This window comes from Streptomyces albidicamelliae, assembly GCF_025642175.1.
In the GTDB taxonomy this organism is placed as follows: domain Bacteria; phylum Actinomycetota; class Actinomycetes; order Streptomycetales; family Streptomycetaceae; genus Streptomyces; species Streptomyces albidocamelliae.
In genome coordinates this window covers 2,815,730-2,830,092 of the sequence record NZ_CP106795.1, presented here as the reverse complement: position 1 = coordinate 2,830,092, position 14,363 = coordinate 2,815,730, and the positions used below count along the sequence as shown (strand labels likewise).

The 14,363-nt window shown below is 69.8% G+C and carries 13 protein-coding genes; 9 read left to right on the top strand and 4 right to left on the bottom strand.

Translation table 11 applies throughout. The annotated features are described in order from the left end of the window. Window positions 1-46: 46 nt before the first annotated feature. Complete coding sequence (gene aceE / locus N8I86_RS13165) at window positions 47-2,794, bottom strand: pyruvate dehydrogenase (acetyl-transferring), homodimeric type (RefSeq protein WP_263277831.1); 2,748 nt, start codon at window positions 2,792-2,794, stop codon at window positions 47-49. A 415-nt stretch (window positions 2,795-3,209) separates the two neighbouring features. On the opposite strand from aceE, the gene N8I86_RS13160 reads away from it, so the two are divergent. The 6 genes from N8I86_RS13160 (at window position 3,210) to N8I86_RS13135 (ending at window position 7,850) form a co-directional block, all read left to right on the top strand. Further along, complete coding sequence (locus tag N8I86_RS13160) at window positions 3,210-3,647, top strand: DUF3052 domain-containing protein (RefSeq protein WP_079192454.1); 438 nt, start codon at window positions 3,210-3,212, stop codon at window positions 3,645-3,647. A gap of 131 nt (window positions 3,648-3,778) precedes the next feature. Next, window positions 3,779-4,237 carry a peroxiredoxin gene (locus N8I86_RS13155; RefSeq protein ID WP_073893585.1) on the top strand — a complete coding sequence of 153 codons (459 nt, stop codon included), beginning with the start codon at window positions 3,779-3,781 and terminating at the stop codon, window positions 4,235-4,237. Window positions 4,238-4,376: 139 nt separating this feature from the next. Next, entirely contained in the window at window positions 4,377-4,952 is a 576-nt protein-coding gene (locus N8I86_RS13150; RefSeq protein ID WP_073893583.1) for a calcium homeostasis/redox stress adaptation protein, read from the top strand. A 97-nt stretch (window positions 4,953-5,049) separates the two neighbouring features. Next, a complete protein-coding gene (locus tag N8I86_RS13145; RefSeq protein WP_073893581.1) occupies window positions 5,050-5,628 on the top strand; it encodes a TerD family protein in 579 nt (192 codons plus the stop codon). A gap of 180 nt (window positions 5,629-5,808) precedes the next feature. Then, window positions 5,809-6,954 carry a DUF475 domain-containing protein gene (locus N8I86_RS13140; protein WP_073893578.1) on the top strand — a complete coding sequence of 382 codons (1,146 nt, stop codon included), beginning with the start codon at window positions 5,809-5,811 and terminating at the stop codon, window positions 6,952-6,954. A gap of 158 nt (window positions 6,955-7,112) precedes the next feature. Further along, window positions 7,113-7,850 carry a TerD family protein gene (locus N8I86_RS13135; protein WP_093480899.1) on the top strand — a complete coding sequence of 246 codons (738 nt, stop codon included), beginning with the start codon at window positions 7,113-7,115 and terminating at the stop codon, window positions 7,848-7,850. A gap of 26 nt (window positions 7,851-7,876) precedes the next feature. Here N8I86_RS13135 and N8I86_RS13130 read toward each other — a convergent pair whose 3' ends face one another. Next, window positions 7,877-8,677 (bottom strand): TerD family protein, encoded by an 801-nt coding sequence (locus N8I86_RS13130; protein WP_263277830.1) that lies wholly within the window; start codon window positions 8,675-8,677, stop codon window positions 7,877-7,879. Window positions 8,678-8,853: 176 nt separating this feature from the next. Between N8I86_RS13130 and N8I86_RS13125 the strand changes: the two genes are divergently transcribed. Genes N8I86_RS13125 through N8I86_RS13115 form a run of 3 tightly spaced genes read left to right on the top strand, consistent with a single transcriptional unit; the run spans window position 8,854 to window position 13,359 of the window. Beyond that, a complete protein-coding gene (locus tag N8I86_RS13125; RefSeq protein ID WP_263277829.1) occupies window positions 8,854-10,020 on the top strand; it encodes an HpcH/HpaI aldolase/citrate lyase family protein in 1,167 nt (388 codons plus the stop codon). Between the two features lie 43 nt (window positions 10,021-10,063). Next, window positions 10,064-12,532: a phosphoribosyltransferase gene (locus N8I86_RS13120; protein ID WP_263277828.1), complete on the top strand. Its 2,469-nt coding sequence runs from the start codon at window positions 10,064-10,066 to the stop codon at window positions 12,530-12,532. Further along, window positions 12,532-13,359, top strand: coding sequence for an HAD family hydrolase (locus N8I86_RS13115; RefSeq protein ID WP_073893569.1), 828 nt, complete (start codon window positions 12,532-12,534; stop codon window positions 13,357-13,359). Before N8I86_RS13120 ends, N8I86_RS13115 begins: the two co-directional genes overlap by 1 nt. Window positions 13,360-13,451: 92 nt before the next feature. Here N8I86_RS13115 and N8I86_RS13110 read toward each other — a convergent pair whose 3' ends face one another. Further along, window positions 13,452-13,673: an FmdB family zinc ribbon protein gene (locus N8I86_RS13110; protein ID WP_263277827.1), complete on the bottom strand. Its 222-nt coding sequence runs from the start codon at window positions 13,671-13,673 to the stop codon at window positions 13,452-13,454. 48 nt (window positions 13,674-13,721) lie between these two features. Continuing rightward, window positions 13,722-14,321 (bottom strand): DUF4383 domain-containing protein, encoded by a 600-nt coding sequence (locus N8I86_RS13105; RefSeq protein ID WP_123438020.1) that lies wholly within the window; start codon window positions 14,319-14,321, stop codon window positions 13,722-13,724. Window positions 14,322-14,363 lie beyond the last annotated feature (42 nt).

The following is a 14,363-nucleotide window of genomic DNA, read 5'->3' as shown; positions in this document are numbered from 1 at the left end:
ATGGAACTCCACCGCCCTGGGGGCCGGGCTCAGCGCCGCGGCAGGGTCACGCGTCGCCGCCGGCCGCGCCCGGGTCCGCCGCCGAGACGTCGAGCAGCTGGTACCGGTCGATGGCCTGCTTCAGCACGGACCGGTCGACCTTGCCCTCGCGCGCCAGCTCCGTCAGCACCGCGACCACGATCGACTGGGCGTCGATGTGGAAGAAGCGGCGCGCGGCACCCCGGGTGTCCGCGAAGCCGAAGCCGTCGGCGCCGAGGGACTGGAAGGTGCCCGGCACCCAGCGCGCGATCTGGTCCGGAACCGCGCGCATCCAGTCGGACACGGCCACGAAGGGCCCCTCGGAGCCGCTGAGCTTCCGCGTCACCCACGGCACCCGCTGCTCCTCCTCCGGATGCAGCAGGTTGTGCTCCTCGCACGCCACGGCCTCGCGGCGCAGCTCGTTCCACGAGGTCGCGGACCACACGTCCGCCCGGACCTCCCAGTCCTCGGCGAGGATCCGCTGCGCCTCCAGCGCCCACGGCACCGCGACACCCGAGGCCATGACCTGCGCCGGGATCGAGCCGCCGGTGGCCTCGGCGATCCGGTGCACGCCCTTGACGATGCCCTCGACGTCCACGCCGGCCGGCTCGGCCGGGTGCTGGATGGGCTCGTTGTAGACGGTCAGGTAGTAGAAGACGTCCTCGCCCTGCGGGTGCTCGGGCGAGGAGCCGTACATGCGGCGCAGGCCGTCCTGCACGATGTGCGCGATCTCGTAGGCGTAGGCCGGGTCGTACGCCACGCAGGCCGGGTTGGTCGAGGCGAGCAGCTGGGAGTGGCCGTCCGCGTGCTGCAGGCCCTCACCGGTCAGGGTCGTACGGCCGGCGGTCGCGCCCAGGACGAAACCGCGCGCCAGCTGGTCGGCCATCTGCCAGAACTGGTCGCCGGTGCGCTGGAAACCGAACATCGAGTAGAAGACGTACACCGGGATCAGCGGCTCGCCGTGCGTGGCGTACGCCGAGCCGGCCGCGATCAGCGAGGCCGTGCAGCCCGCCTCGGAGATGCCGTCGTGCAGCATCTGGCCGGTCGGCGACTCCTTGTAGGCCAGCAGCAGCTCCCGGTCCACCGACTCGTACTGCTGTCCCAGTGGGTTGTAGATCTTCGCGCTCGGGAAGAAGGAGTCCATGCCGAACGTGCGGTACTCGTCCGGCGCGATCAGCACGAACCGCTTGCCGATCTCCTTGTCCCGCATGAGGTCCTTGAGGAGACGCACGAAGGCCATGGTCGTCGCGATGGACTGCTGGCCCGTCCCCTTCTTCACGGTCGCGTACGCCTTGTCGTCCGGCAGCCGCAGCGGCTTCGCGCGCACGACCCGCGTCGGCACGTACCCGCCGCACTGCTTGCGGCGGTCGTGCATGTACTGGATCTCCTCCGAGTCCCGCCCCGGGTGGAAGTACGGCGGCAGGCCGGAGTCCAGCTCCTTGTCGGAGATCGGCAGGTGCAGGCGGTCCCGGAAGCGCTTGAGGTCGTCGACCGTCAGCTTCTTCATCTGGTGCGTGGCGTTGCGGCCCTCGAAGTTCGGGCCCAGCGTCCAGCCCTTGACCGTCTTGGCCAGGATGACCGTCGGCTGGCCCGTGTGCTCCAGGGCCGCCTTGTACGCGGCGTAGATCTTCCGGTGGTCGTGCCCGCCGCGGCCCAGCATCAGGATCTGGTGGTCGGTCATGTTCTCGACCATCGCCCGCAGCCGGTGGTCGTCGCCGAAGAAGTGGTCGCGGATGTACGAGCCGGACTCGGTGGCGTAGGTCTGGAACTGCCCGTCCGGGGTGGTGTTCATCCGGTTGACCAGGACACCGTCACGGTCCTGGGCGAGCAGCGGGTCCCAGGAGCGGTCCCAGATCAGCTTGATCACGTTCCAGCCGGCGCCCCGGAAGACCGACTCCAGCTCCTGGATGATCTTGCCGTTGCCGCGCACCGGGCCGTCGAGCCGCTGCAGGTTGCAGTTGACCACGAAGGTCAGGTTGTCCAGGCCCTCGCGGGCGGCCAGGCTGAGCTGGCCGAGCGACTCGGGCTCGTCCATCTCGCCGTCGCCGAGGAACGCCCACACGTGCGACCGGGAGGTGTCGGCGATGCCCCGCGCCTGCATGTAGCGGTTCATCCGCGCCTGGTAGATCGCGCCGAGCGGGCCGAGGCCCATGGAGACGGTCGGGAACTCCCAGAAGTCCGGCATCGAGCGCGGGTGCGGGTAGCTGGAGAGGCCGTCGGGGTACTTCGACTTCTCCTGGCGGAAGCCGTCGAGCTGCGTGTCGGTGAGCCGGTCGAGCAGGTAGGCGCGCGCGTAGATGCCGGGGGAGGCGTGGCCCTGGAAGAAGACCTGGTCGCCGCCGTCGCCCTCGTCCTTGCCCCGGAAGAAGTGGTTGAAGCCGACGTCGTACAGTGAGGCGGAGGACGCGAAGGTGGCGATGTGGCCGCCGACGCCGATGCCGGGCCGCTGGGCGCGCGAGACCATCACGGCCGCGTTCCAGCGCGTGGCGTTCAGGATCCGGCGCTCGATCTCCTCGTTGCCCGGGAAGAACGGCTCGCTCTTGGTCGGGATCGTGTTGACGTAGTCCGTGCTGCGCATCTCGGGCACGGCCACGCGCCTCTCGCGAGCCCGCTCGATCAGGCGCAGCATGAGATAACGGGCCCGTTCCCGGCCGCGCTCGTCGACGGCGGCGTCGAGGGAGTCGAGCCACTCCTGGGTCTCTTCGGGATCGAAGTCAGGAACCTGACTCGGAAGGCCGCCAATGATGATCGGGTTGCGATCGGATCCGGAAGCCACGCTGTTCCTTACCTGTCGGAGGGCCGCTGTGTCACATGTCCTGTTCGTGCCTGCACCGTTCCCCATCGTGTACCTCGGGAACACGTACGTCATCTCTACTGCGGGGTAACGGTGCACAGTGCCGGTCAAAACGCAACGATACGCCCGGGGTGTGACGTGATTGGCAAAGTTGTTCGAGAGGCGTGACAACACATGATTCCGAACGTGGCATTCCGGGCACTTCGGCGTGATGTGAGCAGCGGAGAATCGGGATACGGTGCCAGGAGTTGAGTCGACACAGCCGGGATCGTCACCGTTTCGGCGGTCCCGGCGGCCGGGTACTTGCGCGATCCGTCCCGCACGTGTGGACTACGGCCAATGCTTCGCGCACGCGCGTGGCTGAGATATTCACCAAGACATGATCAGGAGGCAACCCGTGAGCGCGACCGCGGACCACGCGGAGGAGCGGACGAACCCTGCCGGCAGGCTGGGGTTCCAGCCCGGGCAGGTGGTCCAGGAGATCGGCTACGACGACGACGTCGATCAGGAGCTCCGCAAGGCCATTGAGGAAGCCGTCGAGGGCGACCTGATGGACGAGGACTTCGACGACGTGGCCGATGCCGTTGTGCTGTGGTTCCGTGACGACGACGGCGACCTGACGGATGCGCTGGTGGACGCCACCACGTACATCGAAGAGGGCGGCGCGATCCTGCTCCTGACGCCGAAGACCGGCCGTTCGGGGTATGTGGAGCCGAGCGAGATCCAGGACGCCGCCACCACGGCCGGCCTCACGGCGTCGAAGAGCGTCAGTGTGGGCAAGGACTGGAGCGGCTCCCGTCTGGCGACGCCGAAGGCGGCCAAGTCGAAGCGGTGACCGACGCGTCACTCCCGGACGGGCCGGCTTCGCCCCGGCCCGTCCGGAACACCTCGGTGCCCGCTGCGTAGGGTGGGGCCCAGCGTTTGCTGTGCCCTCATCCGAACGGCCCACCGAAGGGATGCACGACGATGGCGATCCAGGTCGGCGACAAGGCGCCCGACTTCGAGCTCAAGGACAACCACGGCCGCACTGTGAGGCTCTCCGACTTCCGCGGCGAGAAGAACGTGGTCGTGCTCTTCTACCCCTTCGCCTTCACCGGTGTCTGCACCGGCGAGCTGTGCGAGCTGCGCGACAACCTCCCGAGGTTCGCCGACCGCGACACCCAGCTGCTCGCCGTCTCCAACGACTCCATCCACACCCTGCGCGTCTTCGCCGAGCAGGAGGAGCTGGAGTATCCCCTGCTCAGCGACTTCTGGCCGCACGGCAACGTCTCGCGCGCGTACGGCGTCTTCGACGAGGACAAGGGCTGCGCCGTGCGGGGCACCTTCATCGTCGACAAGGAGGGCGTCGTGCGGTGGACCGTGGTCAACGGCCTGCCGGACGCCCGTGACCTCGACGAGTACGTGAAGGCCCTGGACACCCTGTAGGCCGACCGCGCGTCGACACCTGTGATTCGTCGGCTCCAACGTCTGCGAGGCACGGGAACCCGTCACTAGGATCGGCACGTTGATCCCATAACCGAAGCAGACCGGGGCTCCCCGCCCCTGGACACCACATGGAGGACCCGTGGGAGTCAGCCTCAGCAAGGGCGGCAACGTATCGCTGACGAAGGAGGCCCCGGGCCTGACCGCCGTCATCGTCGGTCTGGGCTGGGACGTGCGCACCACGACCGGCACCGACTTCGACCTCGACGCCAGCGCGCTGCTGCTCAACAACTCCGGCAAGGTCGCGAGCGACCAGCACTTCGTCTTCTTCAACAACCTCAAGAGCCCCGACGGCTCCGTCGAGCACACCGGTGACAACATCACCGGTGAGGGCGAGGGCGACGACGAGCAGATCAAGATCAACCTGGTCGGCGTCCCGGCCGACATCGAGAAGATCGTCTTCCCGGTGTCGATCTACGACGCCGAGAACCGCCAGCAGTCCTTCGGTCAGGTCCGCAACGCGTTCATCCGCGTGGTGAACCAGGCGGGCGAGCAGGAGATCGCGCGCTACGACCTGAGCGAGGACGCCTCCACCGAGACCGCCATGGTCTTCGGGGAGCTCTACCGGCACGGGGCGGAGTGGAAGTTCCGGGCCATCGGCCAGGGCTACGCCTCCGGCCTCCGAGGCATCGCCCAGGACTTCGGCGTCAACGTCTGACACCGACAGCCCCGCACCATTCCGGCGCCGACCGTTTACGGTCGGCGCCGGACGCGCAGGACAACCAAAGAAGCACCACTAGGGGAGGACCAGCAACATGGGCGTCACGCTCGCCAAGGGGGGCAATGTCTCCCTCTCCAAGGCCGCACCGAACCTCACCAACGTCCTGATCGGACTCGGCTGGGACGCGCGCTCCACCACCGGCGCGCCCTTCGACCTCGACGCCAGCGCCCTGCTGTGCGGCGCCGGGAACCGGGTGCTGGGGGACGAGTACTTCGTGTTCTACAACCAGCTCACGAGCCCCGAGGGCTCCGTGGAGCACACCGGTGACAACCTCACCGGTGAGGGCGAGGGCGACGACGAGTCGATCCTGGTCGACCTCGCGAGGGTGCCGGCGCACTGCGAGAAGATCATCTTCCCGGTCTCGATCCACATGGCGGACGAGCGCGGTCAGACCTTCGGCCAGGTCTCCAACGCCTTCATCCGGGTCGCCAACCAGGCCGACGGCCAGGAGCTGGCCCGCTACGACCTCAGTGAGGACGCCTCCACCGAGACCGCGATGATCTTCGGCGAGCTGTACCGCTACCAGGGCGAGTGGAAGTTCCGGGCCGTCGGGCAGGGGTACGCGTCGGGTCTGCGCGGCATCGCCCTGGACTTCGGGGTGAACGTCTCCTAGGCCGCGGCCTCCCTCCGGCTCGCGCTGAGGCTTTTCCCACGAGGGTTGCCCTGACCGGTACCGCCGGTAGGGTCCCCCTCTAGACTCGTGGTCAACGTTTAGCAAAGCCGAGTACGGCGCGGGGGAGACCCGTCCCCAGACTCCGTCTGGGGGTACCCCCAACACACGATTGGGTAGCCAGTGCTTCTGAAAACCTTCGGCTGGTCGTTCGCGGTCACCGCGCTCGGCCTGGTCGCAGCGGCGTTCTACGGGGGGTGGACCGCCTTCGGCATCGTGGCGATCCTCGCCATCCTCGAGATCTCGCTGTCCTTCGACAACGCGGTCGTCAACGCCGGAATCCTGAAGAAGATGAGTGCCTTCTGGCAGAAGATCTTCCTCACGGTCGGCGTGCTGATCGCCGTCTTCGGCATGCGGCTGGTCTTCCCCGTCGTCATCGTCGCGATCAGCGCCAAGATGGGCCCGATCGAGGCCGTCGACCTCGCCCTGAACAACAAGGACCACTACCAGGAACTGGTCACCGACGCCCACCCGGCGATCGCCGCCTTCGGTGGCATGTTCCTGCTGATGATCTTCCTCGACTTCATCTTCGAGGACCGGGACATCCAGTGGCTGCGCTGGATCGAGCGGCCCCTGGCCAAGCTCGGCAAGGTCGACATGCTGTCGGTCTGCATCGCCCTGATCGTCCTGCTCATCACCTCCTTCACCTTCGCCACCCACGCCCACCAGCACGGCGGCGCCCACGTCGACAAGGCGCAGACGGTGCTGATCGCCGGCATCGCCGGCCTGATCACCTACATGATCGTCGGCGGCCTGTCCGGATACTTCGAGGACAAGCTGGAGGAAGAGGAGGAGCGCGAGCACGAGGAGGAGGAAGAGGCCGCCCGCACCGGCAAGAAGAAGCCCGCCGTCGTGCTGGCCGGCCAGGCCGCGTTCTTCATGTTCCTCTACCTGGAGGTCCTGGACGCGTCCTTCTCCTTCGACGGAGTCATCGGCGCCTTCGCCATCACCAACGACATCGTCCTGATGGCCCTCGGCCTCGGCATCGGCGCCATGTACGTCCGGTCGCTGACCGTGTACCTGGTCCGCCAGGGCACCCTCGACGACTACGTCTACCTGGAGCACGGCGCCCACTACGCCATCGGCGCCCTGGCCGTGATCCTCATGGTCACCATCCAGTACGAGATCAACGAGGTCATCACCGGTCTCGTCGGTGTCGTCCTGATCGCCTGGTCCTTCTGGTCCTCCGTCCGCCGCAACCGCGCGCTGGCGGACAGCGAGGGGAACGCGGGCTCGGACGACAAGGCCGAGATCTCCTCGGGAGTCTGACGACCGCCGGACGACCGGCGACCCCTGCGCGCCCCCTACGGGCAGGATCAGGGACGGGACGGGGTGTGACGCCCCGCCCGGTGAGGAACGCTCTGATCGGGGCGGCCGACGTGGTCGGCCGCCCCGACGGCGTTGTGGACGAGTACCTGGGGGCGGGAATGGGATTCTTCGACGGACTGCTGGGCGGGCGCGCCGCCGACTTCGACTCGGGCAGCGCCTCCAGCAACGCCATCGAACTCACCAGGCGGCACCAGACGGTGTCCCTCACCAAGCAGGACGCGGCCACCGGCCATCTGCGCGTCAACCTCACCTGGCGGATGCGGACCTCCGACTTCGACGGCGCCCAGCGCACCAGTCTGTTCCGGCACCCCTTCAAGGCGCTGAAACCGCCGGAGGTGCTCGGGCACGGCCAGAGCATGGTCAACGTCGACCTCGACCTCGGCTGCCTGTTCGAGCTGACGGACGGCACGAAGGGGGTCGTCCAGCCGCTCGGCGGCTACCTGGGCGACGTCAACGCCCCGCCGTACATCAAGCTCAGCGGCGACGACCGGTTCGGCTCGGCGTCCGGCGAGACCATGTACGTCAACCTCGACCACCGCGACGCCATCAAGCGGCTGCTGGTCTTCGTCTACATCTACGACCGCACACCGGCCTTCGACCGTACCCACGCCATCGTCACCCTGTACCCGAGCAACGGACCCCGCATCGAGATAGGCCTCGACGAACGCCACCCCCAGGCCCGCTCCTGCGCCGTCGTGATGATCGAGAACGTCAAGGGCGAACTGATCGTCCGCCGCGAGGTCAAGTTCGTCTACGGCTTCCAGGGCGAGCTGGACCGCCTGTACGGCTGGGGCCTGCAGTGGGGACGGGGCTACAAGACCAAGGTCGACCGGTAACCCCGCACGCCGGCCGCCCGGACCGCCTACCGGCCGACGAACTGCGGGCCCTGCGGAGGCAGCCGGAAGTTCGGGTCCGGAGCCACCGGCACCGGAGCCGGCTGGGTCTGCGGATAGCCGTACGACGACTGACCGGCCGGCTGGGGGTAGCCGTACCCCGCCTGCGGCGAGGCCGGCTGGGGATAGCCGTAGGCGGGCGGCTGCTGCGGCACCGCCGACGTCGGCGCCTCCGGGGGCAGCGGCTGCGACGCCGTCTCCGGCTGCCGCCGCTCCTCGTCCACCTCCGACTCGTCCACCGAGATGCCGAAGTCCGTGGCGAGGCCCTTCAGACCGTTCGAGTAGCCCTCGCCCAGCGCACGGAACTTCCAGCCCTCCCCGCGCCGGTACAGCTCACCGCAGATCAGCGCCGTCTCCGCGCCCGTCTCCGGCTTGATGTCGAACGTGGCCAGCGGCTCCCCGTCGGCCACGGCCGCGTCGTAGAGCAGGATGCCCAGCGCCGGCACCCGGTCGAAGGGGATACCGTCCGCGGACGCGACCAGCAGGATGCGGCCCACACCCGGCTCGACCCCCGAGAGGTCTGTCTGGATCGTGTCGCTCAGCCCCTCGGCGACGCGCTTCTTGCCGAGCCGCCACACCTTTCCGGAGGGATGCCGGGGCTGGTTGTAGAAGACGAAGTCCTCGTCGGAGCGCACACGGCCGTCGGAGCCCAGCAGCAGCGCCGAGGCGTCCACGTCCGGAACCCCCTGCCCGGGCGTCCAGCGCAGTACGGCACGTACCGTGGTGGCATCCAGCGGGACGTTCGACCCCTTCAGCATCGCGTGCGTCATGCCGTCATCCTGCCCTCTCGGTCCTGGCCACGACAATGCGGGGGGTGTCGGCGCCGACACAGGTGAGTTACCGGAAATTCATGCCCGCGGGGAACCTCCGACATGGATCCCTACGTACTATTACCGGCCACCCTTTACCGAATCCACAGGATCGGCTCGCGCCCTGAGGGAGTCCTATGCGTCATTTCGGGCACATCGCCCCCGCGGTGCGGCAGCGCCTGTTCCACCAGGAGCCGTCGGCGTTCTCCGCCGACTCCCCGGCCAAGCTGCTCTCCGCGGCCCTGGGCGCCACGCTGTACAGCCCGGCCACCCGGCCACGGCTCGCCGACGACATCGTCAAGCAGGCCGCGAACGGCGTGGTCTCCATGGTGCTGTGCCTGGAGGACTCGATCGGCGACGCGGACGTCGTCGCCGGCGAGGAGAACCTCGTCCGCCAGTTCGCCGACCTCGCCTCCCGCCCCGGCGTGGAACCACCCCTGCTCTTCATCCGGGTACGCACCCCCGAGCAGATCCCCGACCTCGTACGGCGCCTCGGCGCCACCGTACGGCTGCTCTCCGGCTTCGTGCTGCCCAAGTTCACCGAGGAACGCGGCATCCCCTTCCTGGAGGCCCTCACCGCCGCCGAGAGCGCCGGCGGCCACCGGCTCTTCGCCATGCCGGTCCTCGAATCCCCGGAGCTGCTCTACCGCGAGTCCCGCGTCGACACCCTGGAGGGCATCTCCCGCGCGGTCGACAAGTACCGCGACCGGGTCCTCGCGCTCCGCCTCGGCGTCACCGACTTCTGCTCCTCCTACGGCCTGCGCCGCGCCCCCGACATGACCGCCTACGACGTCCAGATCGTCGCCTCGGTGATCGCCGACGTCGTCAACATGCTCGGCCGGGCCGACGGCACCGGATTCACCGTCACCGGCCCCGTCTGGGAGTACTTCCGCGTCTCCGAACGCATGTTCAAACCCCAGCTCAGGCAGAGCCCCTTCCTCGAAGTGCAGGCCGTCGAACTGCGCGCGAAGCTCATCGAGCACGCCATGGACGGACTGCTCAGGGAGATCTCCCTCGACCAGGCCAACGGCCTGCTCGGCAAGACCTGCATCCACCCGTCCCACGTCCTGCCCGTGCACGCGCTGTCCGTCGTCAGCCACGAGGAGTACAGCGACGCCCAGGACATCCTGCGGCCGGAACGCGGCGGCGGGGGTGTACTCCGTTCGGCCTACACGAACAAGATGAACGAGGTGAAACCGCACCGCGCCTGGGCCGAGCGGACCCTCCTGCGCGCCGAGGTCTTCGGCGTCGCCCACGAGGACGTCGGCTTCGTGGAGCTGCTCGCCGCCGGAATACCCGGCTGACCCGGCCGGACATCCGGCCGGACACCCGACAACCAAGGAACGCATGAACAACGCAGTGAACGACGCGGTCTGGTCCGGCACCTGGGTCGCCGAGCGGCTCGGGGTCGAACTCGTGGGCGACGACGGGCTGACCGACCTCCTCGGACTGGCGCTGCGCCGCAACCCCAAGCGCGCCCACCTGCTGGTCTCCCACGTGCTCGGCAAGCACGTACCCCAGAGGCCCTCCGTGGTCTACGGCCACGGACTGGCCCTGGGCCGCCGGGTGGCCGCCCTGCTCGGCGAGGCGGAGGCCGCCACCGCCGTCGTCCTCGGCTACGCGGAGACCGCGACCGGACTGGGCCACGCCGTCGCCGACGGCCTCGGCACCGCGCCGTACCTGCACTCCACGCGCCGGCCGGTCCCCGGCGTCGCCCCCGCGGGCGGCTTCGAGGAGTCCCACTCCCACGCCACCTCGCACCTGCTGCTGCCCGAGGACCCCGCCCTGCTCTGCGGCTCCGGCCCCCTCGTCCTCGTCGACGACGAGTTCTCCACCGGCAACACCGTCCTCAACACCGTCCGCGACCTCCACGAACGCCACCCCCGGCACCACTACGTCATCGTCGCGCTGGTCGACATGCGCTCACCCGAGGACGCTGCACGCATGCAGGCGTTCGCCCGCGAGATCGGCGCCCGCGTCGACCTGATCGCCGCGGCCTCCGGAGTCGTACGGCTCCCCGCCGACGTCCTGGAGAAGGGACAGCGGCTCGTCGCCCACCACGAGTCCGCCGGCTCCCGGCCCGCCCCGGCCGGCCGCACGGCACCCCACAGCCCCCAGCCCACGCCCCGCGTCGACCTCGGCTGGCCCGCCCGGCTCCCCGACGGCGGCAGGCACGGATTCACCCCCGTCCACCGCACCCGGCTCGAAGCCGCCCTCCCCGCCATGGCCGGTCGCATGGCCGACGCCCTGCCCCCCGACGCCCGCCGCGTCCTCGTCCTCGGCAACGAGGAACTCATGTACACCCCGCTGCGCCTAGCCGAGCAGCTGGAACGGACCACCGGCGCCGAGGTGCGCTTCTCCACCACCACCCGCTCGCCCGTCCTCGCCCTCGACGACCCCGGCTACGCCATCCGCACCCGCCTCACCTTCCCCGCCCACGACGACCCGGCCGACGGCCCCGGCGAGCGCTACGCCTACAACGTCGCCGGCGCCGGCTTCGACACCGTCGTCGCCGTCGTGGACTCCGCCGCCGACACCCCCGCCCTGCACGCCCCCGACGGCCTGCTGGCCCGCCTCGCGGCACACGCCCCGCACGTCCTGCTCGCGGTCGTCCCGTCCTACGTCCCCGAACCCCAGCACGCTCCCGAAAGGCAGGCCATGCTGCCCGAGCCCCTCCGCGGCCCGGCTTTCTCGTCGTACGCACCCGAGGAGGTCGGCTGGCTGCTCCAGGACCTCTCCGACGTCACCCTGGAGGCACCGACCGAGGAACGCGAGGAGGCCATCCAGAGCGGCGGCGCCCACTACGCCGAATCCCTGCCGGTGGAGTACCAGCCCACCGAGCAGTACCAGCGGCTCTTCCACAGCGCCCTCGACGCCTCCGCGGCCCGCATAGCCAAGGCGGTCGGCGTCGTCACCGAGACCGTCGTCGGTGAGCGCTCCCCCCGCCCGGTCCTCGTCTCCCTCGCCCGCGCCGGCACCCCCGTCGGCGTCCTCATGCGCCGCTGGGCCCAGTTCCGGCACGGCCTCGACCTGCCGCACTACGCCGTCTCGATCGTCCGCGGCCGCGGCATCGACGCCAACGCCCTGCGCTGGCTCGCCGCCCACCACGACCCCCGCGACGTCGTCTTCGTCGACGGCTGGACCGGCAAGGGCGCCATCACCCGCGAACTCGCCCAGGCCATCGAGGAGTTCGAGGCCAAGGAGGGCGTCACCGGCTTCGACCCGGAGATCGCCGTCCTCGCCGACCCCGGCTCCTGCGTGCGCACCTACGGCACCCGCGAGGACTTCCTCATCCCCTCCGCCTGCCTCAACTCCACCGTCTCCGGGCTCATCTCCCGCACCGTCCTGCGCGCCGACCTGGTCGGCCCGGACGACTTCCACGGCGCCAAGTTCTACCGCGAACTCGCCGGCGCCGACGTCTCCGTGGCCTTCCTCGACGCCGTCTCCGCCCGCTTCCCCGACGTCGCCGACACCGTCGACGACGCCGTGAAGGAACTGCTGGCCGAGGACCGCACCCCGACCTGGGAGGGCTGGCGGGCCGTCGAACGGATCAGCGAGGAGTACGGCATCCACGACGTCAACCTCGTCAAGCCCGGCGTCGGCGAGACCACCCGGGTCCTGCTGCGCCGGGTGCCCTGGAAGATCCTCGCGCGCCAGGGAGCCGGCGCCGACCTGGACCACGTACGCCTGCTCGCCGAGCAGCGCGGTGTGCCGGTCGAGGAGGTCGGCGACCTGCCGTACACCTGCGTCGGACTGATCCACCCCCAGTACACCCGCGGCGCGACCGGCGCCGACGGCAAGGCGGTGAACGTCTGATGCCCGTGCTGGTGGCGAGCGACCTCGACCGTACGCTCATCTACTCCGCGGCGGCCCTCGCGCTGACCATGCCCGACGCGCGGGCACCCCGGCTGCTGTGCGTGGAGGTGCACGAGGCCAGACCGCTCTCCTTCATGACGGAGACCGCGGCCCAGCTGCTGACCGACCTCGGCGACACGGCCCTCTTCATGCCGACCACGACCCGCACCCGCAAGCAGTACCAGCGCATCAACCTGCCCGGCCCGGCCCCCAAGTACGCGATCTGCGCCAACGGCGGCCATCTCCTGGTCGACGGCGTCACCGACGCCGACTGGCACACCGGCGTCCAGGCCAGGCTCGCCGACGAGTGCGCACCGCTCGACGAGATCCGCGAGCACCTGCTCCGGACCGCCGACCCGGTCTGGGTGCGCAAGCACCGGGTCGCCGAGGACCTCTTCGCCTACCTCGTCGTCGAGCGCGAGCTGCTGCCCGAGGAATGGGTGAAGGAACTGGCCGCGTGGGCGGAGAACCGCGGCTGGACGGTCTCGCTGCAGGGACGCAAGATCTACGCCGTCCCCAAGCCGCTCACCAAGAGCGCCGCCGTCCGCGAGGTCGCCCGGCGCACCGGCGCGGAGCTGACCCTGGCCGCGGGGGACTCCCTCCTCGACGCCGACCTGCTCCTCGCCGCGGACCGCGGCTGGCGCCCCGGACACGGCGAACTCGCCGAGACCGACTGGACCGCCCCGCAGATCAGCGCACTGCCCGAGCGGGGCGTACTGGCCGGCGAGCGGATCACCCGGGAGTTCCTGAAGGCGGCCCGGGAGTCGACGGCGGGCCTCCGCGGCTGAGGGACGCGACGCGAGCACGCAACACCCGTTGGCCACCATCTGTTGGCCAACGGGTGTGGATGGGTCACCCCGCCGCGCAGCCGCTCAGCGGATCAGCCGCAGCAACCCCCGCCGCAGCAGCTCCCACCGCCGCCTCCCGCACCGGGAGCCGGGGCGGACGCGCCCGCCGTGCCGCCCACGGCCACCGCCGACAGCAGCTTCACCGTGTCGTCATGGCCCGCGGGACAGGACGCGGGAGCGGCCGACTCCGCCATGGGACGGCTCAGTTCAAACGTGTCGCCGCAGGTGCGGCAGCGGTACTCGTAGCGAGGCATGCGCACAGATTAACCGGCCCCGGGCGCTCCCCCCAGGGCCACACCACGTCACTCCGTGTCACGCCGGCGCATGTCCTCCGAACTCCGCAGCGCCCGCTCGGCCGGCGCCGTCCCCAGCGCCTGCCGCCGCTGCTCCTCCTGCTGCGCCGCCTCCGGGTGCCGGGCGCGCCAGTACGGGTTGTCGTGCGGCAACGTCGAACCGACGCGGCCGTACATCCCGAAGGTCATCAGCAGCAGCCCCACGACAAAGCTGAACAGCACGTTCTGGATCTTGAACGCCAGGAAATTGCTGTCGGTGTCCAGCAGTCCGAGGAACAGGAAGCCGTTCAGCAGGAACAGCACCCCGAGCACCATGTTCAGGGTCGACGCGAAGTTCCCGCCGATCGCCATGCCGACCAGCAGCAGCGCGCCGATGCAGATCGACAGCACACTGAGCGTGCCGTTGCTGTTCAGCCCGGCGACCGAGTTGCCGCCGGTGTCGAAGAAGCCGATGTGGTTGATCAGGCCGAGAATGCCGAACGCGACCAGGAAGCCGCCGATCAGCCCGGCACCGACCCGGTACACCCGGTTCAGCCGGTGGTCGACGGGCAGGTGGTCGTCCAGCCGCATCCGCGGCCGTTCCTCGGTATGCGCTGCGTGTGCGGCCATATCCGCCTCCCTCGGGCGATTAGCGGAGGCCATCCGTCCACA

What these genes read in the sequence shown, in the direction of transcription:
- N8I86_RS13110 (WP_263277827.1), bottom strand. Translation starts at nt 13,673, where the DNA reads ATGCCTCGCTACGAGTACCGCTGCCGCACCTGCGGCGACACGTTTGAA.
- N8I86_RS13125 (WP_263277829.1), top strand. Translation starts at nt 8,854, where the DNA reads ATGCGTCATTTCGGGCACATCGCCCCCGCGGTGCGGCAGCGCCTGTTC.
- N8I86_RS13130 (WP_263277830.1), bottom strand. Translation starts at nt 8,677, where the DNA reads ATGACGCACGCGATGCTGAAGGGGTCGAACGTCCCGCTGGATGCCACC.
- N8I86_RS13115 (WP_073893569.1), top strand. Translation starts at nt 12,532, where the DNA reads ATGCCCGTGCTGGTGGCGAGCGACCTCGACCGTACGCTCATCTACTCC.
- N8I86_RS13135 (WP_093480899.1), top strand. Translation starts at nt 7,113, where the DNA reads ATGGGATTCTTCGACGGACTGCTGGGCGGGCGCGCCGCCGACTTCGAC.
- N8I86_RS13145 (WP_073893581.1), top strand. Translation starts at nt 5,050, where the DNA reads ATGGGCGTCACGCTCGCCAAGGGGGGCAATGTCTCCCTCTCCAAGGCC.
- N8I86_RS13155 (WP_073893585.1), top strand. Translation starts at nt 3,779, where the DNA reads ATGGCGATCCAGGTCGGCGACAAGGCGCCCGACTTCGAGCTCAAGGAC.
- N8I86_RS13105 (WP_123438020.1), bottom strand. Translation starts at nt 14,321, where the DNA reads ATGGCCGCACACGCAGCGCATACCGAGGAACGGCCGCGGATGCGGCTG.
- N8I86_RS13120 (WP_263277828.1), top strand. Translation starts at nt 10,064, where the DNA reads ATGAACAACGCAGTGAACGACGCGGTCTGGTCCGGCACCTGGGTCGCC.